We start from the raw sequence: 19,638 nt of genomic DNA, 5'->3' as shown, positions 1-19,638 counted from the left end.
AAAAACCCCGCTGCTCACGCAGCGGGGTTTTTCTTTTGTCTGAAAAAAGGATGACGGATCAGTCGCTCAGGCACAGAACCGCATGATGAGCTCGGCAACCTCGGCTGGCCGTTCCATATGCATGTGGTGCGTGCCAAGCAGCACGGCCAACCGGCCATCGCGCAGGTGCTTGAGCCGCTCGCTGCGCTGCGGTTCGGGGTAATAGGCCTGGGCGGGGCTGGCATAGATCACCTGCACGGGACAGGCGATGGCCTGCAGCAGGTTGTCGATCTGGCCCTCGGTGAGCCGGACCGCGGTGGGCAGCATCAGCCGCTGATCGGTGCGCCAGCTGTAACCCCCCGGCACGTCGCATACCCCGCGCTCCACCAGCAGGCGCGCGTTGGCTTCGCTCAGCTGATTGGCCATCATCCTGGCGCGGATTGGTGCAGCCAGCGTAGGGAACACCCTCAGCGGTCGGCCGTTGGTCGTGCGGCTGGCGGTCACGTGGTCGCGCAGGCGCTGCGCGGTCTCTGATTCCGGGCCTCGCAGCCCGCCGAGCGCCTCGATCGCCACCAGCCGCTCCACGCGATCAGAAACGGCGGCCGTCAGGCTGGCGATGCCGGCCCCCATGGAGTGGCCCAGCAGAGTGAAGCGTTCCCATCCCAGCGCGTCGGCCACATCCAGGACATGGCAGATGGCTGCCGGCGTGGTGTAGCTGGCACCTGCCGGCAGGTGGCTGCTGAAGCCATGTCCGGGCAGGTCCAGCATCACGATGTCCAGCTCCGGCAGATGCGCAAGCAGTGGCACGAAGCTGGCGGCGTTATCCAGCCAGCCATGCAGCGCCAGTACCCGACGCCCCGTCCCTGGCCGCCGCAGTCCACTGACGGTCTGGCCGCCCAGTTGCAGCGAAAACGCCTGCGGCGTCACTTCAGCGCGTCCTCCGCCAACTGCGCCAAGGCGCCTGCGTGCGCGGGATCATCATTCAGACAAGGGATGTAGCGCATCTGCGCGCCGCGCTCGGCCAAGGTGTGGGTGAAGCCCAGCGCGACCTCTTCCAGGGTTTCCAGACAGTCGGTTGCAAACCCGGGGCAGACCACGTCGATCTGCTTGACGCCGCCCTCGGCCAGCGCCCACAGGCTGGGTTCGGCATAGGGCTGCAGCCACTTCTCGCGGCCGAACCGCGACTGATACCCCATCTGCCATTGGTCAGCGGACAGGCCCAGCGCCGCAGCGATGGCCGCCGCACTCGCTTCGCACTGCCGCGGGTAGGGGTCACCGGCATCGGCAACCCGCTGCGGTATCCCGTGGAAGGAGAACATCAGTTTCTCCCCCCGGCCATGCTGTTCCCACCACCGACGGATCGACCCGGCAACCGCGTCGACCCACGCAGGGTGCACCGGATAGTCGCGGATCAGCTCCACCTGCACATCGGGATTTTTGCGGCGCCAGCGCTCCACCAGGTCCTCGACCGACGCCGTGGTGGTGGTTGAATACTGCGGATACAGCGGCAGCACCGCGATGCGGCGGATGCCGGCGGCCTTGGCGTCATCGAGCTCCTTGCCCAGCGCGGGTACCCCATAGCGCATCGCATGGCGGACCCGACGGCTGGGCATCAAACGCTGCATGGCCTCGGCCAGGTTGCGTGTGTGCACCATCAGCGGTGAGCCGCCCGGCAGCCACACCTGCGCATACTTTTCCGCCGAGCGCCCGCTGCGCAGCGGCAGGATGACGCCGTACAGCAACGGCTTCCAGAACAACGCAGGAATCGCCACCACACGCGGATCGGAAAGAAATTCAGCCAGATAGCGCCGCACTGCCGGGGCAGTTGGCGCTTCGGGCGTGCCTAGGTTCACCGCCAGCACGGCGGAATCGGGTGCGTTGAGCATGGGCCATTGTCGCTGATCGCGTCCGAAGGAGGGATGAGATCGATCAATGAGATGGATCGAAAGAGTGAATGAATAGCCGGAAAACTCATTGCTGATTCATCTAAACGGCCCTACTTTCAGCTGCTTGCTATATCTTCTTGGTCAACTGATACGGAGTCCGTCATGCGTCGCCTTCGCCTTACCCTGTTGATCACTGCTGGCTTGATGTTGTCCAGCCAGGCCGCGCTGGCCGGCCCCCAGGAAGACCAGCGTGCGCGCAACGCGGTACGCGTGCTGGCCGAAATCCAGGAAATTCCCGAGCAGGGGATCCCGGACAAGCTGCTCGATGAAGGCCATGCCGTCGTCGTCATTCCCGACACCATCAAGGCCGGGCTGGTCATCGGCGGCCGCCGCGGGCATGGCCTGATGTCGGTGAAGATGCCCGATGGCAGCTGGTCCAATCCGGTATTCATGAAGCTCACCGGTGGCAGCATCGGCTTCCAGGCCGGTGTGCAGTCCTCCGACGTGGTGCTGGTGTTCCGCAACGAACGCAGCCTGGACAACCTGGTCAATGGCAAGTTCACCCTTGGCGCGGATGCCGGCGTGGCGGCAGGTCCGGTCGGACGCAATGCGGCCGCCGCGACCGATGGCCAGCTGAAGGCGGAAATCTGGTCGTGGTCGCGTGCACGCGGCCTGTTTGCCGGTGTTGCCTTGGACGGTGCCGTGCTGCAGATCGATGATGCCGCCAATCTGGATGCGTACGGCAGCGGCACCACGCCGCGGATGATCTTCGAAGGGCGTGCCGCAGGTGCGCCGTCGATGGACGTGGTGGCCTTCCGTGACCGCCTTGAAGAGGCCACCTACGCCGCCCGCAACAACCGTGGCTCCAGTGGCCCGGCGCCCGCACCGCGTGCGGCGGCTGTCGCTCCGGCCCCGCAGGTGGCTCCGCCGCCGGCCGCCGAAGCGACCACCGTGCCACTGCAGAACGTACCTGCCGCGCCGCCGTCGCAACAGGGCTTCCAGCCAGTCACCGAAGGTGAGATCCGTACCGAGTCACTGGACGGCAACTGACTTCCAGCATGCGCGCCGGCCCCCTGCCGGTGCGCTATGCTCGGGATCCTGATCCCTGAAAATATTTGCGAGCGTCTTTATGGGCAGTTTCAGCATCTGGCATTGGTTGATCGTGCTGGCCGTGGTTCTGCTGGTGTTCGGCACCAAGCGGCTCACCAGCGGCGCCAAGGACCTCGGCTCGGCCGTGAAGGAATTCAAGAAAGGCATGCGTGACGAAGACAAGCCGGGTGCACAGCTCGGTGATGAATCGCGCAACGATGCCTCGCGCAGCAGCACGGTGCAGGACGAGCGCGACCGCGACCCGCGTTGATCCGGAGGGGTAGCGGTGTTTGATATCGGCTTCAGTGAGCTGCTGGTCGTTGCGATCGTGGCACTGGTGGTGCTTGGCCCGGAACGACTGCCGAAGGCGGCGCGCTTTGCCGGCCTGTGGGTGCGCCGTGCGCGCAACCAGTGGGATTCGGTGAAGCAGGAACTGGAGCGTGAGCTGCAGGCCGAGGACATCAAGCGGCAGATGCAGGACGTGCGTCAGTCGATGCAGGACACCGAGAGCGAACTGCGTGCCAGCGGCGAAGCCGCGCGCCGGCAGATGCAGGATGTGGATGACCAGGGCCGGGTGATCGCCGATGAAGTGCGCGGCACGCCACGCGCTACCGCGTCGATGGGCGAGGTGCGCCCCACGCCTGAAACCATCGCGCTGGATCAGCCATCGTCCGCACCGGCCGTGCTGCCCGATTCCCGTCCGGCACCTGCGACGGCGGAGCCGCCGGCCGATGCGCCTGCGCCTGCCAATGCGAAGGAGAACACCCCATGAGCGAGCACGAGTTCGGTGAAAGTTCGCTGGTGGAGCATCTGGTCGAACTCCGCGCACGGCTGGTACGCGCGCTGCTGGGCCTGGGTGTCGTACTGCTGGGCCTGCTCCCCTTTTCGCGCACCCTCTACACCGTCGTCGCCGAGCCGCTGATCTCGCAGCTGCCCAATGGGCAGTCGATGATCGCGATCAACCCGGCCGGTGCCTTCTTCGCGCCCCTGAAGCTGACCTTCTTCCTCGCCCTGTTCGTGGCCATGCCGTGGTTGCTGTACCAGCTGTGGGCCTTCGTCGCGCCTGGCCTGTACGCACGCGAAAAACGACTGGCGGTGCCGATCCTCGGCTCGTCGGTACTGCTGTTCTACACCGGCTGCGCGTTCGCGTACTTCCTGGTGCTGCCGGCGGTTTTCCACTTCCTGACCACCTTCCGGCCGGACGTGATTGCGATCACGCCGGATGCGAATGCCTACCTGGATTTCGTGCTGGCGATCTTCTTCGCCTTCGGCGGCAGCTTCGAGCTGCCGGTGGCGATGGTCATCCTGACGCTGCTCGGTTGGGTCACGCCGCAGCAGTTCAAGGAAGGACGCGGCTATGCGGTGGTCGGCATCTTCGTGCTGGCGGCGGTGCTGACGCCGCCGGACGTGGTGTCACAGCTGATGCTGGCCATCCCGATGTGCCTGCTCTACGAACTGGGCATCCACGCCTCGAAGTGGCTGGTGCCCTCCAGCGCCCGCCAGACCGAGCCCTGACCCGGCAGCGCCGCGCCACGCTCGACGAGCGCAGCGGCACCCAAAGCTTCAGGCGTGGAACACGTTCGACGGTCCGCTGTCCGGCAGTGCCGGCGGTTCACCTGCCTCGCCGAACATCTGCTTCCAGGCGCTGTACACCGCGCCGGCGAACACCGGCATGATCACGCCCATCAGCAACAGCTGCGCGGCGAACAGGGCCAGCATCGCCCCGCCCACCAGCTGGGCGACCATCGCCACGATCATCACCAGGAAGTAGACGGCGAACACCGCCACGAAGGCGAGCAGGAAGAACACCGCCATCGGCAGCAGGTTGTGCACGCAGGCGCGCAGGCTCAGGCGCAGCGCCTGCAGCCCGTTGCGCTGTTCGAACATGACCTGCGGCGACAGCGTGAACAGTGCCAGCGCCACCGCGATGAACACCACCAGCACGCACAGCAGCCACAGCAGGATGCGGCCAGCGGGCAGGCTGGCGGCCAGCGCTTCCATCTCCGCCGGGCTCGGCTGCGCACCGGACTGGCTCAGTTCGTTGAGCTTGGTCATCACCTCGCTGAGCTGGCCCAGGCCAGAGCTGCCGATCAGCAGCAGCAACAGGATGCCCAGCACCAGGCCGGCCACCAGTTGCGGCAGCAGCGAGACCAGAAGGTGCGGCGCGCGGCTGTCGTGCAGGCCCTGCAACAGGTGCGCCGGCTGCGCCGGGCGACCGTGGTCGACCTCTCGCACGGCCCATACCAGGCCGCCGAAGATCAGCGGGCCGGCCAGGGCCATCACCAACTGCGCGGGCAGCGCGAGCACGGGCACCATCGTCGCCAATGCCGTCACCAGCAGCGCGGCCAACGCCCAGATCATGCCAAGGATGCCCAGGCCCAGCGGCGCCTTGCGCAGCAGGGTGAACCCGGACACCAGCCATTCCGCACCAGCCGAAGCCGGTAGCTTGCGCATCTCGCTCATACCAATCCGAAGAACAGGGGAGGGGCAGGGCGCGTGCCCTGCATCCGGTGATTATCCCTGTTTTACGGCGCCGTGACCTGAAGCGTGGCGGGCCTGGCGCACGAAACGGCGCAGCAGTTGCCGGGCCAGCGGGGCGGCGGTGATGGCACGCTCGATGCTGCGTGCGCAGCCGCCGTGCTGGCGGATGCACTGGGCACGCGCGCGCACGTAGCCGCGCATGTGGTGGGTGGCGAATTCCGGATGGAACTGCACCCCCCAGGCGCGGTCACCCCAGCGGAAGGCATGGCAGCCATCCAGCGTGGAACGGGCCAGCACCGAGGCACCTTCCGGTGCGCGCAGCACCGTCTGCATGTGCGTGGCGTGGGCCGGGAAACGCGATGGCAAACCGCTGAACAGTGGGTCTTGATGGGCAGCGGGATCCAGCGACAACTCGATGGTGCCCGATTCGCGGCCGGCAGGGTTGTAATCCACCTGCCCCCCCAGCGCGTGCGCCAGCAGCTGGTGGCCGTAGCAGATGCCGAACACCGGGCTGCCGCCGTGCACCGCCTCGCGCAGCCAGGCGGCGCTGCGTTCGCTCCAGTCGGCCCGGTCGGTGACATAGGCGGCCGAGCCGGTCACCAGCACGCCGGCATAGCCGCGCACGTCCGGCAGGGGGTCGCCGTGCTCGGCATCGACCACCACGGTTTCCTGTTCTTCCAGCCCCGCCGCGACCCGGATCCAATGCGGAAAACGGCCGTAGCGCCGCAACGAGGCGAGCGGTCGGCCGGTTTCAACGATCAGGAAGGGAAGGCGGTTCATCGGCAGGCGGCACGACTGACAGGACTTCCTCGATTGTAGTCAGCCCAAGGGCCACCTTTTCAAGCCCTGCCTGGCGCAGGGTGCGCAGTCCTGCACCGCGTGCTTCACGCGAAAACGCGCCCAGATCCATGTCTGCGCGGATCCGCCCGCGCAGCCGCGAGCCCAATGGCAGCAGCTCATACAGCCCGATCCGCCCCATGAATCCGGTGCGCCGGCACTCCAGGCAGCCGACCGGCCGGTACGGCGTGGCGGCATCTGGATATGCCATCTGGCCATCAGCCAGCACCGCCCAGTCGGCTGCTTCCAGCACGTGCGGCACCTTGCAGTGCGTGCACAGGGTGCGCACCAGGCGCTGGGCCAGGATGCCGTTCAGGGTGGAGGCCAACAGGTAATGCGGCACGCCGAGGTCGAGCAGGCGGGTGATCGCCGAGGGCGCATCGTTGGTGTGCAGGGTGGACAACACCAGATGGCCGGTAAGCGAAGCCTGCACCGCCATCTGCGCGGTTTCCAGGTCGCGGATTTCACCGATCATGATGATGTCCGGATCCTGCCGCAGCAGGGTGCGCACGCCGCTGGCGAAATCCAGGTCGATGTTGGTCTGCACCTGCATCTGGTTGAATTCCGGCGCGATCATTTCGATCGGGTCTTCCACCGTGCACACATTCACATCCGGCGTGGCCAGCCGTTTCAGCGTGGAATACAGCGTGGTGGTCTTGCCCGAACCGGTTGGCCCGGTGACCAGCACGATGCCGTGTGGCTGTTCGACCAGCGTGGTCCAGCCGGCCGCTTCCTGCGCGCTGAAGCCCAGCTGGTCGATGCTCTTGAACGCCGCGTCGGGGTCGAAGATGCGCATCACGCACTTCTCGCCGAACGCGGTGGGCATGGTGGAAATACGCATTTCCACTTCGCGGCCCCCCGGCGAGCGGGTCTTGATCCGGCCGTCCTGCGGGCGCCGGCGTTCGCCCAGGTCCATCCGGCCGAGCACCTTGATCCGGCTGACCACGGCGGTCATCACCGCCGGCGGCACTTCGAACACCTTGTGCAGTACGCCATCGATGCGGAAACGCATGCGGCCCATGTCGCGCCGCGGCTCCAGGTGGATGTCCGAGGCACGCTGCTCGTAGGCGTACTGCAGCAGCCAGTCGACGATGTGCACGATGTGCTGGTCGTCGGCATTGACGTCGCCGGCGCGGCCCAGCTCCACCAGCTGCTCGAAGCTGGGCAGGGTACTGCTGGTTTCCGAACGGGCATCGCCGCGGGCGCCACGCACCGAACGGGTAACCCCGTAGAACTCCATGGTGTAGCGGTGCAGGTCCAGCGGGTTGACCAGGGCCAGTTCGATGGGGCGCCGGGTCAGGTGCTGCAGGTCGCGCCGCCACTCCTGCGCCAGCGGCTCGCTGGTAGCCACCAGCACCCGTTCGCTGTCCACCGCCAGGGGCAGGAAACGATGCCGGCGCGCATAGGCGTGGGACACCAGCGCGGTCACGCTGGCCACGTCCACCCGGGTCGGGTCGATGCGCAGGTAGCGGGTGCCGGTGCGCTTGGCCAGCCAGTCGGTGAGCCGCTCCAGCCCCAGCTCGCCGCCGCCGCTGGCGGCCAGTTTCAGGTTGGCCAGCAGCACCAGCGGATGCACTTCGCTGGCGTTCTTCGCGCCTTGGGCAGAAAACCGCACACGCTCCAGGTCGCTGTCGGCCACCAGCCCGTCGGCCACCAGCGCGGTGGCGACCTGTTCGAACAGCAGCCGGCCGGGCGGCAGGATCGCTGCTGGATGCGGGGACGACGCCATCGGGTGCTGCTCCATCGTCCTGTGTCCTTGGTTGCCACGTGGTGCGTTGAACGCCGCCGCAGCGTGGTCTGGATCACGTCCAGCGCCCGGCGGTGGTCGCTCGTTATACTAGCGCACCCCTCTGCCCGGCCAAGAAACGACCGCATGTCCGCGACCCCGACCGTTCCGATCACCTTCCAGGGCCTGATCCAGACCCTGAACCAGTTCTGGGCGCAGCAGGGCTGCGTGCTGATCCAGCCGCTCGACCTGGAAGTGGGCGCCGGCACGTTCCACCCGGCGACCTTCCTGCGCGCGATCGGCCCGGAGACCTGGAATGCCGCCTACGTGCAGCCTTCGCGGCGCCCCACCGATGGCCGCTATGGCGAGAACCCGAACCGCCTGCAGCGCTACTACCAGTACCAGGTAGCGATGAAGCCGGCGCCGGACAACATCCAGCAGCTGTACCTGGATTCGCTGAAGGCGCTGGGCATCGATCCGCTGGTGCATGACCTGCGTTTTGTCGAAGACAACTGGGAATCGCCGACCCTGGGCGCGTGGGGCCTGGGCTGGGAAGTCTGGCTCAACGGCATGGAAGTGACCCAGTTCACCTACTTCCAGCAGGCCGGTGGCCTGGAGTGCCGGCCGGTGCTGGGCGAGATCACCTACGGTCTCGAGCGCCTGTGCATGTACCTGCAGAACTGCGACAACGTCTACGACCTGGTGTGGACCTATGGCCCGGACGGCACCCCGGTGACCTATGGCGATGTCTACCACCAGAACGAAGTGGAGCAGAGCACCTACAACTTCGAACACGCCGACGTGGAGGAAATGTTCCACCGTTTCGACGCCTGCGAACGCGAAGCGAAGAAGCTGGTCGAACTGGGCCTGCCGCTGCCGGCGTACGAGCAGGTGACCAAGGCCAGCCATGCCTTCAACCTGCTCGATGCGCGCCGTGCGATCAGCGTGACCGAGCGCCAGCGTTACATCCTGCGCGTGCGCGCGCTGGCCCAGGGCGTGGCCCAGGCGTACTACGAACAGCGCGAGAAGCTGGGCTTCCCCGGCGCCAGAACGCAGGCCTGAATCCCGCACCTTCCCGAACCACCGGGCGCCGGCCGCGTCGCGCGCTGCGCCCCCAACTGGATTGAACCGATGAGCCACCTGTCTCCCCTGCTGATCGAACTGGGCACCGAAGAGCTGCCGGTCAAGGCGCTGCCGGGCCTGTCCCAGGCGTTCTTCGACGGCATCGTCGAGGGCCTGCGCAAGCGCGGCGTCGAACTGGACCTGGGCGATGCGCGCCCGCTGTCCACGCCACGCCGCCTCGCTGTGCTGCTGCCGGGCGTGGGCACCGAACAGCCCGAGCAGCACAGCGAAGTGCTGGGCCCGTACCTGAACATCGCACTGGATGCCGACGGCCAGCCGACCAAGGCGCTGCAGGGCTTCGCGGCCAAGGCCGGGATCGACTGGAGCGCGCTGGAGAAGACCCGCGACGGCAAGGGCGAGCGCTTCGTGCACCGCGCCGTGAAGCCGGGTGCGCGCACCGCCGACCTGTTGCCGGAGGTACTGCGCGAGGCGATCGCGGCGATGCCGATCCCCAAGCCGATGCGCTGGGGTGACCATGCATGGGGCTTCGCGCGACCGGTGCATTGGCTGGTGCTGCTGCACGGCCCGGACATCGTCGATGCCGAACTGTTCGGCCTGAAGGCCGACCGCATGACCCGCGGCCATCGCTTCCACCATGACAAGACCGTGTGGCTGACCCAACCGCAGGATTACGTCGAATCGCTGCGTTCGGCCTTCGTGCTGGTCGATCCGCAGGAACGCCGCGAACGCATCGCCGCGCAGGTGCAGGCCGCCGCTGCGGAAGCGGGCGGCAGTGCACGCATCACCGAAGACAATCTGGGGCAGGTGGTCAACCTGGTCGAATGGCCGTCGGCGGTGCTGTGCAGCTTCGAACGCGCGTTCCTGGCGGTGCCGCAGGAAGCGCTGATCGAGACGATGGAGATCAACCAGAAATTCTTCCCGGTGCTGGATGAGGGCGGCAGGCTGACCGAGAAGTTCATCGGCATCGCCAACATCGAATCCAGGGATGTGGCGGAAGTCGCCAAGGGCTACGAGCGGGTGATCCGTCCGCGCTTCGCCGATGCCAAGTTCTTCTTCGACGAAGATCTCAAGCAGGGGCTGGAGTCGATGGGCGATGGCCTGAAGACCGTGACCTACCAGGCCAAGCTGGGCAGTGTGGCCGACAAGGTCGCACGCGTGGTCGCGCTGGCCGATGCCATCGCCCCGCAGGTCGGTGCCGACCCCGTGCTGGCGCGGCGTGCCGCGCAGCTGGCCAAGAACGACCTGCAGTCCCGCATGGTCAATGAGTTCCCCGAACTGCAGGGTATCGCCGGCCGCCATTACGCGCTGACCGGGGGCGAGTCACCGGAGGTCGCGCTGGCCATCGACGAGTCCTACCAGCCGCGTTTCGGCGGTGACGACATCGCGCTGTCGCCGCTGGGCAAGGTGCTGGCGATCGCCGAGCGCCTGGACACCCTCGCCGGTGGCTTTGCCGCAGGCCTCAAGCCGACCGGCAACAAGGATCCCTTCGCGCTGCGCCGCAACGCGCTGGGCCTGGCGCGCACGGTCATCGAAAGCGGCTTCGAACTGGATCTGCGCGCTCTGCTGGCGCAGGCCAACACGGCGCTCGCACCGCGCAACGTGCAGGCCGACGTGGCCGAACTGTACGACTTCATCATCGAACGCCTGCGCGGCTATTACGCCGACAAGGGCGTTCCGGCGTCGCAGTTCAACGCGGTGGCCGAACTGAAGCCCGCGTCGCTGTATGACTTCGACCGACGTATTGACGCAATCGGTACGTTTGCAGCCTTGCCGGAAGCGCCGGCACTGGCGGCGGCGAACAAGCGCATCGGCAACATCCTGCGCAAGGCCGACATCGACATCCCGGGCCAGATCGACCCGTCGCTGCTGCGCGAAGAGGCCGAGCGCGCGCTCGCCGAAGCGGTTGCCGCGGCCATCGACGATACCGGTGCCAGCCTGCAGAAGAAGGACTACGTCAGCGTGCTGGAACGGCTGGCGCGCCTGCGGCCGCAGGTGGACGCGTTCTTCGACCAGGTGATGGTCAACGACGAGGACCCGGCCGTGCGCGCGAATCGTCTTGCGCTGCTGAAGCGGCTGTCCGACCGCTTCGACGCAGTGGCCTCGCTGGCCCAGCTGTAACCGCTGCAGAACCCGGGGCCGGCGCCTGCCGCCCCGCTGATCGACCCGCAGGCAAAAGCGCAACTCGGCTCATAGCCCTGTGCGGCATGACGCAACACCATGTGCGTCATGTCGTACATCCCTCTTCCCCAGACGCCGACGGCGCATCCGACCACCCTGTCGTGCGTGATACCCCGCGCGGAATCGGTGTTGCTGGTCGCCGACCACCACGTGGCGGACGTCGACCTCGGCGCGGCACGCGACTACGACGGCAACTCCCGCTTCACGATCGAGCCCGGTGGCGTCCGCCTGCTGGCAAGCGGTGAGCGCCAGCTGAAACTGCTGGGGCGCCATGTCCGGGTGCTGGCGGTGCCGGACAGCGTGCCGCGCCTGCTTGCGTTCCACGATCACGCCAAAGGCCTGCAGCGCAGCGTGGAAGGCGATCGCCGCACGGCGGCGCTGCTGCCTGCCACGGGCGCGCTCGAGCACCCGAGCGCACCGCAGAACTGGCTGATGAACGAACTGCTGGATGACACACCGGCCTTCCAGGCCGTGGCCGCGCGCTGGGCCCGGCGCGAGGTCTACCAGCTGGTTCGGTTCGTGCTGGAAAGTCCGGACCAGGGCGTCCAGAAGCTTGCTGATCGCTACGGCCTGTCCGTCGCCCAGTTCCGCCGCATCGGCCGGCGCGCCTTCGGCCGCTCGCTGAAGGAACAGCTGCGCCTGCTGCGCGCAGGTCGGGTGCTGCATCGCTATGCCGATACCGGAGCCACCTTCACCCGGCTGTCGTCGGATTTCGGCTTTTCCTCGCCTTCGCACTTCTGCAGTGAAATCAAATCGCTGCTCGGCAGGTCGCCCAGCTCCATCTATCAATCAGTCCATTCATTGTGAAAATCGTGCGCTACACCGTCTGTCTGTTCGCCGTGCTGCTGGCCGGCACCGTCCCCGCGCCGTTGCTTGCCCAACAGACAGGCGGCGACGACGTGCCGCTTGAAAACACCGCGATCCGCCATCGCGGCGAACTGTCCGCCGACGCCACCTTCGTATCCCGTGGCGACGGCGTATCGCTGCTGCTGCAGTCAGTGGCCGCACAGATGAAGCTGCCGGTCATCGTCAGCACCAGAGCGCAGAAAAAGCGTGTCCAGGGCAGCTTCTCGCTGCGTGAACCGCAGGCGGTGCTCGACCAGGTCGCCCGCGACGTCGGCCTGATCTGGTACAGCGATGGGCAGACCCTGTATGTGCATGACGCCAGTGAAACCCGCAACGCCATCGGCCGGATGCAGCACGCCTCGGTTGCGGTGCTGGAAGATTTCCTGCGCCGTACACGCCTTGCCGACCCGCGCCATGCGCTGCGTGGCGCCAGCAGCGACGGCACGTTCTATGTGTCCGGATCGCCCGTCTATGTCGACATCGTGCTCAGCGCGGCCCGCTACCTGGATGAGCTTTACCGCGGCGCCGACGCGCGTGCCGAACACGTGGAGGTCATACCGCTGCGCAACAGTTTTGCCCAGGGCCGACGCTACGGCATGCGCAGCTGGGAAACCACGCTGCCCGGCATGGCTGAGACGCTGGCGAACGTACTGGCGGATTCAGGTGTCAGTGGCATCATCGTGCGTCGGCCGGACGCCGTGGAAGCGGCCGAGGATCCCAGCGCGGAAAGCGCGGTGGCGGCGCGGCAGGGCAGGCCGCTGCAACGCAGGGAGGACGCCCCCCCCGTACGCCCATCCTCTGCGGACAGACAGGCGCCCACCATCGTGGTGGCCTACCCGGAAACCAACAGCCTGATCGTGCGCGGCACGCTGTCCGGCATCCAGAAAGTGAAGCAGCTGGTGGCCGAGCTCGATCTGCCGCGCAAACAGGTCGAGCTGTCGCTGTGGATCATCGACGTACAGAAGAACGAGCTGGATGCACTCGGGGTGAAGTGGAGCGGCCAGGTTGGCGTTGCCGGCCGCCTCGGGTTGGGGTTCAACGGCGCCACGTCCACACTCGATGGTGAGCGCTTTCTTGCTTCGGTCACCGCACTTTCCGAGCGCGGGCATGCAAGCGTGGTGTCACGCCCGGTACTGCTGACGCAGGAAAACGTGCTTGCGCATTTCGACAGCAACAGCACCTTCTATGCGCGATTGCAGGCCGAGCGGACCGCGTCGCTGCAATCGGTGACCTACGGCACGATGATCAGCGTGCTGCCGCGCGTTTCAACCGAAAACGAAGTGGAAATGCAGCTGAAGATCGAAGACGGGACCTCCAGTGGTGCCGAGGTCGAAGGATTGCCGGTGATCAACCGCACCACCCTCGATACCGTCGCCCGCGTGCCGCACAGGCTGAGCCTGCTGGTGGGGGGATATACCCGCCACGAGCAGGCGCGCGACCGCACCGCCATACCCGGCCTGGGGCGCATTCCATGGCTGGGACACGCGTTCCGCCATCGCAGTGCGCGCCAGCAGGAGCTGGTGCGGATCTTCCTGATCCAGCCTCGCGTGCGTACACCTGCGGATCTGCTGCCCGGCACCGGCCTGGACACGATCGAGGACCTGCAACAGACACTGCCCGAGCACTTGGAACATGTCCGCCAGAGCGTACGGGAGGCAGTGAATGGCACACATTGATGCCAGCGCCACACGACCTCCGGCCATGCTGCCGCGGCACCGTGAGCCGTCTGTCGCCCTGGCGATGGCGGAGGAGGAGCCCGCCTCCTCCACGGCCGCAATGCGCCGCACCAGTACGCAGCAGGCCGGTACGCTACACCAGATGGTGGCCATGAGTGACGATCTCGCCGGGCTGCTGTCCATGATGGGCCGCAACCGGACGCGCCATGCGGAGGAGACGCAGGTCAACGCGCATGCGTGGCTGGACCATGTCCTGGACCCGAAGGGCCCCGATAAGCTGGCTGCGCTGCGCCTGCAGATCGGCCAGCTGGCCTCGATCGACAGCGCGACACTGCGCGGCCTGCTGGCTGCATTGTTCCCGGACCCGAGCGATGCCGTGGCGGTGCTGCGCGCGCTGCGTTCCAGCGGAGAGCTGCAAGAGGCCGCGGAGATCCTCGAGCAACTGGAACAGGAGCTGCTTGGTGGCAGGGACGGGCAAGGCCGCCTGGTACGCGCCGGGCTCAACATCGCACTGAAGGCGCGCGTGCACGCCCGGTTGCTCGCCGCGACCCCGGCCCAGCTGAGGCAGAGCTACCGCGATTTCCTCGGCGGCGGGGAACCCCTGGAAACCTATGAAGAGTGGATCGCGCTGTATGGCTTCGAGCGCCGCAGCCGTGTCGTGGACTTCATCGAACATGCGATGGCTGCGGATATGTACGCGCTGGATCCATTCTGCAACCGCATCGAGTTCGGGCCGCTGCTGCAGCGGGTGCGCCAGCTCACCACGCTGCGCTCGGCCGATCACCTGCTGCTGGCCTGCTGTTGGGATGCCTCGATGATGTCGCGTATCGGCGTCACCCAGCCCGCGTTGCTGTCGGCCCTGTTCGCGATGATACGCATGGGGGGCGGGCTGCAGCGGCTGTTCGATTCGGTGTTCGCCCAGCTCGCCTTCGTCCTGGCAGCCGAAGAAAAGGCCCGCTTCGCGCAGAACCTGCGACGATTCCTGAAGGCCGTTCCGCACAGCCTATGGCAGGGACCAGAGCAGCACGTGCGGGCGGTGGATGAAGTGGAAGCGCTGCTCGGTGCCGCAATGACGCAGGAACAGCTGCAGGCGGGCGCAAGCCACTGGGTGGCCGTCTGATGGCCACGATGAACGTGCCCGCCACCGGCCTGGGCCAGGTGGCACGCACCCTGCTGCGGCCCGAACTGGCCCTGGTCGTGCTGATGGCGGTGATCATCGGCATGCTCATCGTGCCGCTGCCAACGTTCCTGGTGGACCTGCTGATCGGCGTCAACCTGATGATCGCCATCGTGATCTTCCTCAGCTCGTTCTACGTCGAACGCATTCTCAACTTCTCCACCTTCCCGTCCGTGCTGCTGTTCACCACCCTGATGCGGCTCGCGCTTTCGGTCAGCACCAGCCGGTTGATCCTGGTGGATGCCGATGCAGGGCACATCGTGTCGGCATTCGGCGAGTTCGTCGTCGCCGACAACCTGGTGGTCGGCTTCGTCATCTTCGCCATCGTCACCATCGTGCAGTTCATCGTCATCACCAAGGGCTCCGAGCGTATCGGCGAGGTGGTGGCGCGCTTCTCGCTGGATGGCATGCCAGGCAAGCAGATGGGTATCGATGCCGACCTGCGTGCCGAGTCCATCGACGCTGCCGGTGCCAAGCTGCGCCGCCGCGAAGTGGAGAAGGAGAGCCAGCTGTACGGTTCGTACGACGGTGCGATGAAGTTCGTCAAGGGTGATGCCATCGCCGGCATCGTGATCGTGTTCGTGAACCTGTTCGGTGGCATCGCGGTCGGCATGCTGCAGCATGGCATGGGATTCCAGCAGGCGCTGCAGGTGTTCACCCTGCTCACCATCGGTGATGGCCTGGTGGCCCAGATTCCCGCGCTGCTCATCTGCATCAGCGCCGGCTTCGTGGTGACGCGTGTCGGCGGTGAGGAAGGCAACCTCGGGTCGAGCATCATCAAGGAGCTTTTCAGCAGCCAGAAGGTTCTGTTCATCGCGGGCACGCTGCTGTTGCTGCTGGGTTTCCTGCCCGGCTTCCCGATGCCGATCTTCCTGCTTCTGGCCGTTGCACTGTTCGCGCTTGCCGCGCGGCGGGTGCGGTCGGAGAACGCAGATGCACGGAACGCGGGCGAAGGCGCCGGACGCGCCCTCGGCCATGACGGCCAGCCCCACAAGCCCGGTGCGCAGGGACTGTTGGGCAGCGAAAGCAGGCAGGTCAACGAGACGGTTCCGCTGCTGCTGCTGCTGCCGCCGGCACACTACGCCAAGTGGCACAGCGCCGGACTGGAGAGCCAGCTACGCGAGGACCTGCATCTGCGCGTCGGCATGCAGCTGCCCTACATGCTGATGCGAGAGCACGATGCCGGTGCGCACCGGGTGGTGGTGATGATCAATGAAATCGCCGCAGGCAGCAGCGATATCGTGCTCGACCACGTCCGTGTACTCGGCGATGAGGATGAGCTGGCGGTGCTGGACAGCGGCCTGCAGCTTCCTGGTCCGCATGGCGCGCCTGCGCGGCGCTGGATGCCGGCGGACATGCAGGACCAGCTGCGCGCCATGGGCATGGCCACCCGGAGTGACCAGCAGGAACTGCAGCAGCTGGTGCAGGACGCGCTGATGCGCAACATCGGTGAGCTGTTCGGCATCCAGGAAACCAAGCACCTGCTGGACGACACCGAAAAGCGATTCCCCGAACTGCTGAAGGAGGTGCATCGGCATATCCCGGTGCAACGCGTGTCTGAAGTGCTGCAGCGGCTCCAGCGCGAAGGCGTGTCGATCCGCAACATGAAGCTCATCCTGGAAACCCTGGCGCAATGGGGCCAGCGGGAGAAGGACGTGGTCCTGCTGGTGGAACACGTACGCGGTGGGCTGGCGCGCTACATCTCGTCCCAGCACGCCCGCGACGATCGCATCGCGGCCGTCCTGCTGGCCCCGGACACCGAACAGCTGGTGCGTTCAGGCATCCGCCAGAGCCAGGGGGCGGCCTTCCTCAACCTTGACCCTGCCCAGTCCGAACAGCTGCTCGACCGTATCGTGCTCGTCTTCGAACCGCTGCTGGCCAGCCGGCCGGAAGCCGTGCTGCTGGTTGCGCCCGACGTGCGGCGTTTCGTGAAGCGCTTCATCGAGACCCGGCTTCCCAGTCTTTCGGTTCTTTCCTTCTCGGAAATTTCCGACGCCGTATCCCTTGATGTCGTGAGATCACTATGACCCTCAAAGAAACGCTCTGCCTGGCGCTGGATCAGCTTGGCGCCAACTCCAGCGATTACGAGTTCGATGACCACTCGACCATCGTGATGTCCTTCGATGACGTGGGCGATATCTATCTCGATCCGCGTGCCGGCGAACAGGTGTGGCTGTGGGGAAGGATCGACGAAATTGGTGAGCAGGCACGCAGCGTGCTGGCCGAGCCGTTGCTGGCCGAGGTAACCCGCCCCGTAGGTCATTGGGACGCCGGTGCCATGATAGTCCGCGAGGATGGACGTGTCGGCGGCATGCTGCACCCCGACTATGTGCAGGAGCCGGCACTGCTGGCCGAAGCGTTGCAGGATTTCCATCAATGCCTGGCACGGATGCAGGCGATCCGATGATGTGGCCCCGTTCCCTCTGGCAGCCGGCTGCCCATCCTGCCGCGATCATCGGGTCGATGCTGCGGGCGCCATTGCCACAGGTGGCCATCGGCGATGTGTGCCGGTTGCAGGCCGCGGTGCACGACGATGCATCGGCAGGCTACGGGACGGTGGTTGCGATGGAGCACGGCACCGCCTCGATCGGCCTGCTGCGTGACAGCACCGGCCTTTCATCACAGTGCCTGGTCCTGCCGACCGGTCGCGGCCCGACGATCAGTGTTTCAGACCGGCTGCTGGGAAGCGTGCTGGATGGCCAGGGCAATGAAGTGGAGCGGCTTGCGCCAGCTTCGGATTCGCACGCGGTAGCGCGCCGGATTGACGGGCGCGGCGTGGATTACCGCCAGCGCCGCGCGATCGAAACCCCGCTGTGTACCGGCATCCGTGCGGTGGACAGCCTGCTGACCTGCGGTGAAGGGCAGCGCGTCGGCATCTTCGCCGGCGCTGGCGCGGGCAAGACCACGCTGGCCGAAATGCTGCTGGACAATGCCGATATCGATATCAGCGTGATTGCGCTGGTCGGCGAGCGGGGCCGGGAAGTGGCGACACTGGTGGAGCGCCTGCGGCATTCCGCCCACGCGGGACGTACGGTGATCGTGCAGGCGACCTCGGATACCGCGCCGGCACTACGCAGCCAGGCGGCGCTGATCGCCACCAGCATCGCCGAGCACTTCCGCGACCAGGGCCAGCGGGTACTGCTGGTGATGGATTCGGTGACGCGCTATGCCCGTGCGCTGCGGGAGCTCGCCCTGGGCGCCGGTGAGCCACCGGCACGCCGTGGGTTCCCGGCATCTGTTTTCGAAGCATTGCCGCGCCTGCTCGAACGCAGCGGACGGACCGATACAGGCAGCATCACCGCCTTCTATACGGTGTTGCTGGAAGACGAGCAGGATGCCGACCCGATCGGCGAGGAAGTGAAGTCGCTGCTGGATGGGCATCTTTACCTCAGCAGCCGACTGGCCGGCCGGGGACACCTGCCCGCGCTGGATGTGCTGCGCAGCGGAAGCCGCCTGTTCGCCACCCTGGCAGACCCGGCCCAGCAGCAGTCGGCGGCCCACGTACGCGGCTTGCTGGGCACGCTGGAGGACCTGCAGCTGATGCGCGATCTCGGCGAATACAGCCCTGGAGCAAGCGCGGTGTACGACAAGGCGGTTGCGAAGGAAGCTGCGTTGATGGCGTTCCTGTGCCAGGCACAGAACGAACGCAGTGAGCTGCCACATACGCTGGAGGCGCTGCATGCACTCTCCCGCTGACAGGCGTGGTCCGCAGCTGGTCAGGCTGAAACAGGCGCAGCGCCAGCTGTCGCTGCTTTCGGCGCAGTCGCAGCAGCGGGCCGCAGCCGCCCACCGCGAAGAAGCTGCAGCGTTGCGCGCATCGGCCGAACTTGCCCTGGAGCGCGCCATCCTGCAACCCGAAGCCGGCCTCAGCCGCAGTCTGCTGTTCGACCGTCTGCGCATCCTTGCGGTGGCACGCGCGCATGCGCTGGAGACCGGCTACGCCGCCAATGACCTGGAAGCCGACGCGATCCGCTGCGAAGCCGAAGAGGCCGGACAACGCCAACGCGCCGCGCTGCAGTACCGCAAACAGAAGAAGCTCGAACACTGGCATCGCAGCCGTAATCGTGAAGAACGCCGTCTGCTCGAGAGTCGCCGCCACACCCAACAGTTGGATGAAATCGCATGTCGTCGCCGCTCCCCGCGCTGAATCCCGCGCGCTCCCCTGATCTCCCCATCGCGGATGCATCGGTGATTCCGCTGGTACGCCGCGCCCAACACGGATCTGCTGCGCCACCCCGTGGACTCCCCGATGATCCGGAACGCAGGGAAGACAGCACGGAACTGATGCACGATCAGGACGATGGGTTGCCCACCACGCTGGACGGCAACCCGCTCGCCGTTGCCGATAGGCTGACCGCAGCACCGATGAGTCTGCGCCTGGCCCGTCACCCGGCAGGTGCGGCGCAGGGACAGACGTCGGTCGACACCGCCGCTGGGCGCCTCCACACAACGCAGGCAGAGGCTGGGCATACGGCCTCGCCACCGCTGCGACGCGCCGCCCGGATGGGATCACCGCCGGTGCCGGGCGTGACCACGAGGGCATCGGCTGCACAGCCCCAACCACAATTGCTGCCCATCAACCCAAGCAGGTCCGCACCTGGCAGCCGGGGCTCGCTTTCGCTGACAGCCGATGCCGCAGCCAACGCCGCGGAAACGCAGACTGCAGCCATCACCGCCGCA

18 protein-coding genes are annotated in these 19,638 nt (G+C 66.6%); 13 read left to right on the top strand and 5 right to left on the bottom strand.

Going from position 1 to position 19,638, the window contains the following annotated elements; all coding sequences use genetic code 11:
* Nucleotides 1-66: 66 nt before the first annotated feature.
* Entirely contained in the window at nucleotides 67-906 is an 840-nt protein-coding gene (locus CXG43_RS08090; RefSeq protein WP_101099490.1) for an alpha/beta fold hydrolase, read from the bottom strand.
* Entirely contained in the window at nucleotides 903-1,865 is a 963-nt protein-coding gene (gene hemH / locus CXG43_RS08085; protein ID WP_101099489.1) for a ferrochelatase, read from the bottom strand. Before hemH ends, CXG43_RS08090 begins: the two co-directional genes overlap by 4 nt.
* Nucleotides 1,866-2,027: 162 nt before the next feature.
* On the opposite strand from hemH, the gene CXG43_RS08080 reads away from it, so the two are divergent.
* From CXG43_RS08080 to tatC, 4 genes are all read left to right on the top strand, one after another.
* On the top strand, nucleotides 2,028-2,915 hold the full coding sequence (locus CXG43_RS08080) for a YSC84-related protein (protein WP_101099488.1): 888 nt from the start codon (nucleotides 2,028-2,030) through the stop codon (nucleotides 2,913-2,915).
* A 79-nt stretch (nucleotides 2,916-2,994) separates the two neighbouring features.
* Complete coding sequence (gene tatA / locus CXG43_RS08075) at nucleotides 2,995-3,225, top strand: Sec-independent protein translocase subunit TatA (RefSeq protein WP_057507047.1); 231 nt, start codon at nucleotides 2,995-2,997, stop codon at nucleotides 3,223-3,225.
* A 15-nt stretch (nucleotides 3,226-3,240) separates the two neighbouring features.
* Nucleotides 3,241-3,726: a Sec-independent protein translocase protein TatB gene (gene tatB / locus CXG43_RS19410; RefSeq protein ID WP_232767689.1), complete on the top strand. Its 486-nt coding sequence runs from the start codon at nucleotides 3,241-3,243 to the stop codon at nucleotides 3,724-3,726.
* Complete coding sequence (gene tatC, locus CXG43_RS08065; protein WP_101099487.1) at nucleotides 3,723-4,469, top strand: twin-arginine translocase subunit TatC; 747 nt, start codon at nucleotides 3,723-3,725, stop codon at nucleotides 4,467-4,469. The genes tatB and tatC overlap by 4 nt, the downstream gene beginning before the upstream one ends.
* Nucleotides 4,470-4,517: 48 nt before the next feature.
* On the opposite strand, the gene CXG43_RS08060 is transcribed toward tatC, so the two are convergent.
* Genes CXG43_RS08060 through CXG43_RS08050 form a run of 3 tightly spaced genes read right to left on the bottom strand, consistent with a single transcriptional unit; the run spans nucleotide 4,518 to nucleotide 8,016 of the window.
* Nucleotides 4,518-5,417, bottom strand: coding sequence for a BPSS1780 family membrane protein (locus CXG43_RS08060; protein ID WP_101099486.1), 900 nt, complete (start codon nucleotides 5,415-5,417; stop codon nucleotides 4,518-4,520).
* A gap of 51 nt (nucleotides 5,418-5,468) precedes the next feature.
* Nucleotides 5,469-6,215: a glutamine amidotransferase gene (locus CXG43_RS08055; RefSeq protein WP_101099485.1), complete on the bottom strand. Its 747-nt coding sequence runs from the start codon at nucleotides 6,213-6,215 to the stop codon at nucleotides 5,469-5,471.
* Entirely contained in the window at nucleotides 6,187-8,016 is a 1,830-nt protein-coding gene (locus CXG43_RS08050; protein WP_101099484.1) for a GspE/PulE family protein, read from the bottom strand. Before CXG43_RS08050 ends, CXG43_RS08055 begins: the two co-directional genes overlap by 29 nt.
* Nucleotides 8,017-8,145: 129 nt before the next feature.
* On the opposite strand from CXG43_RS08050, the gene glyQ reads away from it, so the two are divergent.
* From glyQ to CXG43_RS08005, 9 genes are all read left to right on the top strand, one after another.
* Nucleotides 8,146-9,060, top strand: a complete 915-nt coding sequence (gene glyQ / locus CXG43_RS08045) for a glycine--tRNA ligase subunit alpha (RefSeq protein ID WP_101099483.1) — start codon at nucleotides 8,146-8,148, stop codon at nucleotides 9,058-9,060.
* 69 nt (nucleotides 9,061-9,129) lie between these two features.
* Complete coding sequence (glyS, locus tag CXG43_RS08040; protein WP_101099482.1) at nucleotides 9,130-11,199, top strand: glycine--tRNA ligase subunit beta; 2,070 nt, start codon at nucleotides 9,130-9,132, stop codon at nucleotides 11,197-11,199.
* A 108-nt stretch (nucleotides 11,200-11,307) separates the two neighbouring features.
* Nucleotides 11,308-12,066 (top strand): helix-turn-helix domain-containing protein, encoded by a 759-nt coding sequence (locus CXG43_RS08035; protein ID WP_157825136.1) that lies wholly within the window; start codon nucleotides 11,308-11,310, stop codon nucleotides 12,064-12,066.
* A 5-nt stretch (nucleotides 12,067-12,071) separates the two neighbouring features.
* Complete coding sequence (gene sctC, locus CXG43_RS08030) at nucleotides 12,072-13,781, top strand: type III secretion system outer membrane ring subunit SctC (protein WP_157825137.1); 1,710 nt, start codon at nucleotides 12,072-12,074, stop codon at nucleotides 13,779-13,781.
* 151 nt (nucleotides 13,782-13,932) lie between these two features.
* Complete coding sequence (gene sctW / locus CXG43_RS08025; protein WP_198551351.1) at nucleotides 13,933-14,901, top strand: type III secretion system gatekeeper subunit SctW; 969 nt, start codon at nucleotides 13,933-13,935, stop codon at nucleotides 14,899-14,901.
* Nucleotides 14,901-16,985 carry an EscV/YscV/HrcV family type III secretion system export apparatus protein gene (locus CXG43_RS08020; protein WP_269801216.1) on the top strand — a complete coding sequence of 695 codons (2,085 nt, stop codon included), beginning with the start codon at nucleotides 14,901-14,903 and terminating at the stop codon, nucleotides 16,983-16,985. The genes sctW and CXG43_RS08020 overlap by 1 nt, the downstream gene beginning before the upstream one ends.
* The gene (locus CXG43_RS08015; protein WP_101099478.1) at nucleotides 16,982-17,365 is read left to right on the top strand and encodes a hypothetical protein; all 384 of its coding nucleotides are present in this window, start codon (nucleotides 16,982-16,984) and stop codon (nucleotides 17,363-17,365) included. Before CXG43_RS08020 ends, CXG43_RS08015 begins: the two co-directional genes overlap by 4 nt.
* Nucleotides 17,335-18,654: a FliI/YscN family ATPase gene (locus tag CXG43_RS08010; protein ID WP_232767687.1), complete on the top strand. Its 1,320-nt coding sequence runs from the start codon at nucleotides 17,335-17,337 to the stop codon at nucleotides 18,652-18,654. Before CXG43_RS08015 ends, CXG43_RS08010 begins: the two co-directional genes overlap by 31 nt.
* On the top strand, nucleotides 18,638-19,105 hold the full coding sequence (locus CXG43_RS08005) for a hypothetical protein (protein ID WP_101099477.1): 468 nt from the start codon (nucleotides 18,638-18,640) through the stop codon (nucleotides 19,103-19,105). The genes CXG43_RS08010 and CXG43_RS08005 overlap by 17 nt, the downstream gene beginning before the upstream one ends.
* Nucleotides 19,106-19,638 lie beyond the last annotated feature (533 nt).

This window comes from Stenotrophomonas sp. Bg11-02 (genome assembly GCF_002836635.1).
Lineage (GTDB): Bacteria > Pseudomonadota > Gammaproteobacteria > Xanthomonadales > Xanthomonadaceae > Stenotrophomonas > Stenotrophomonas lacuserhaii.
The sequence above is the reverse complement of the archived record's forward strand: the minus strand, read 5'-3'. Positions and strand labels throughout refer to the sequence as shown.

Excerpts from the sequence above, each read along its gene's own strand:
- hemH (WP_101099489.1), bottom strand. The coding sequence starts at position 1,865 with ATGCTCAACGCACCCGATTCCGCCGTGCTGGCGGTGAACCTAGGCACG.
- CXG43_RS08080 (WP_101099488.1), top strand. The coding sequence starts at position 2,028 with ATGCGTCGCCTTCGCCTTACCCTGTTGATCACTGCTGGCTTGATGTTG.
- tatA (WP_057507047.1), top strand. The coding sequence starts at position 2,995 with ATGGGCAGTTTCAGCATCTGGCATTGGTTGATCGTGCTGGCCGTGGTT.
- tatC (WP_101099487.1), top strand. The coding sequence starts at position 3,723 with ATGAGCGAGCACGAGTTCGGTGAAAGTTCGCTGGTGGAGCATCTGGTC.
- CXG43_RS08060 (WP_101099486.1), bottom strand. The coding sequence starts at position 5,417 with ATGAGCGAGATGCGCAAGCTACCGGCTTCGGCTGGTGCGGAATGGCTG.
- CXG43_RS08055 (WP_101099485.1), bottom strand. The coding sequence starts at position 6,215 with ATGAACCGCCTTCCCTTCCTGATCGTTGAAACCGGCCGACCGCTCGCC.
- CXG43_RS08050 (WP_101099484.1), bottom strand. The coding sequence starts at position 8,016 with ATGGAGCAGCACCCGATGGCGTCGTCCCCGCATCCAGCAGCGATCCTG.
- glyQ (WP_101099483.1), top strand. The coding sequence starts at position 8,146 with ATGTCCGCGACCCCGACCGTTCCGATCACCTTCCAGGGCCTGATCCAG.
- glyS (WP_101099482.1), top strand. The coding sequence starts at position 9,130 with ATGAGCCACCTGTCTCCCCTGCTGATCGAACTGGGCACCGAAGAGCTG.
- CXG43_RS08035 (WP_157825136.1), top strand. The coding sequence starts at position 11,308 with ATGTCGTACATCCCTCTTCCCCAGACGCCGACGGCGCATCCGACCACC.
- sctW (WP_198551351.1), top strand. The coding sequence starts at position 13,933 with ATGAGTGACGATCTCGCCGGGCTGCTGTCCATGATGGGCCGCAACCGG.
- CXG43_RS08020 (WP_269801216.1), top strand. The coding sequence starts at position 14,901 with ATGGCCACGATGAACGTGCCCGCCACCGGCCTGGGCCAGGTGGCACGC.
- CXG43_RS08015 (WP_101099478.1), top strand. The coding sequence starts at position 16,982 with ATGACCCTCAAAGAAACGCTCTGCCTGGCGCTGGATCAGCTTGGCGCC.
- CXG43_RS08010 (WP_232767687.1), top strand. The coding sequence starts at position 17,335 with ATGCCTGGCACGGATGCAGGCGATCCGATGATGTGGCCCCGTTCCCTC.
- CXG43_RS08005 (WP_101099477.1), top strand. The coding sequence starts at position 18,638 with ATGCACTCTCCCGCTGACAGGCGTGGTCCGCAGCTGGTCAGGCTGAAA.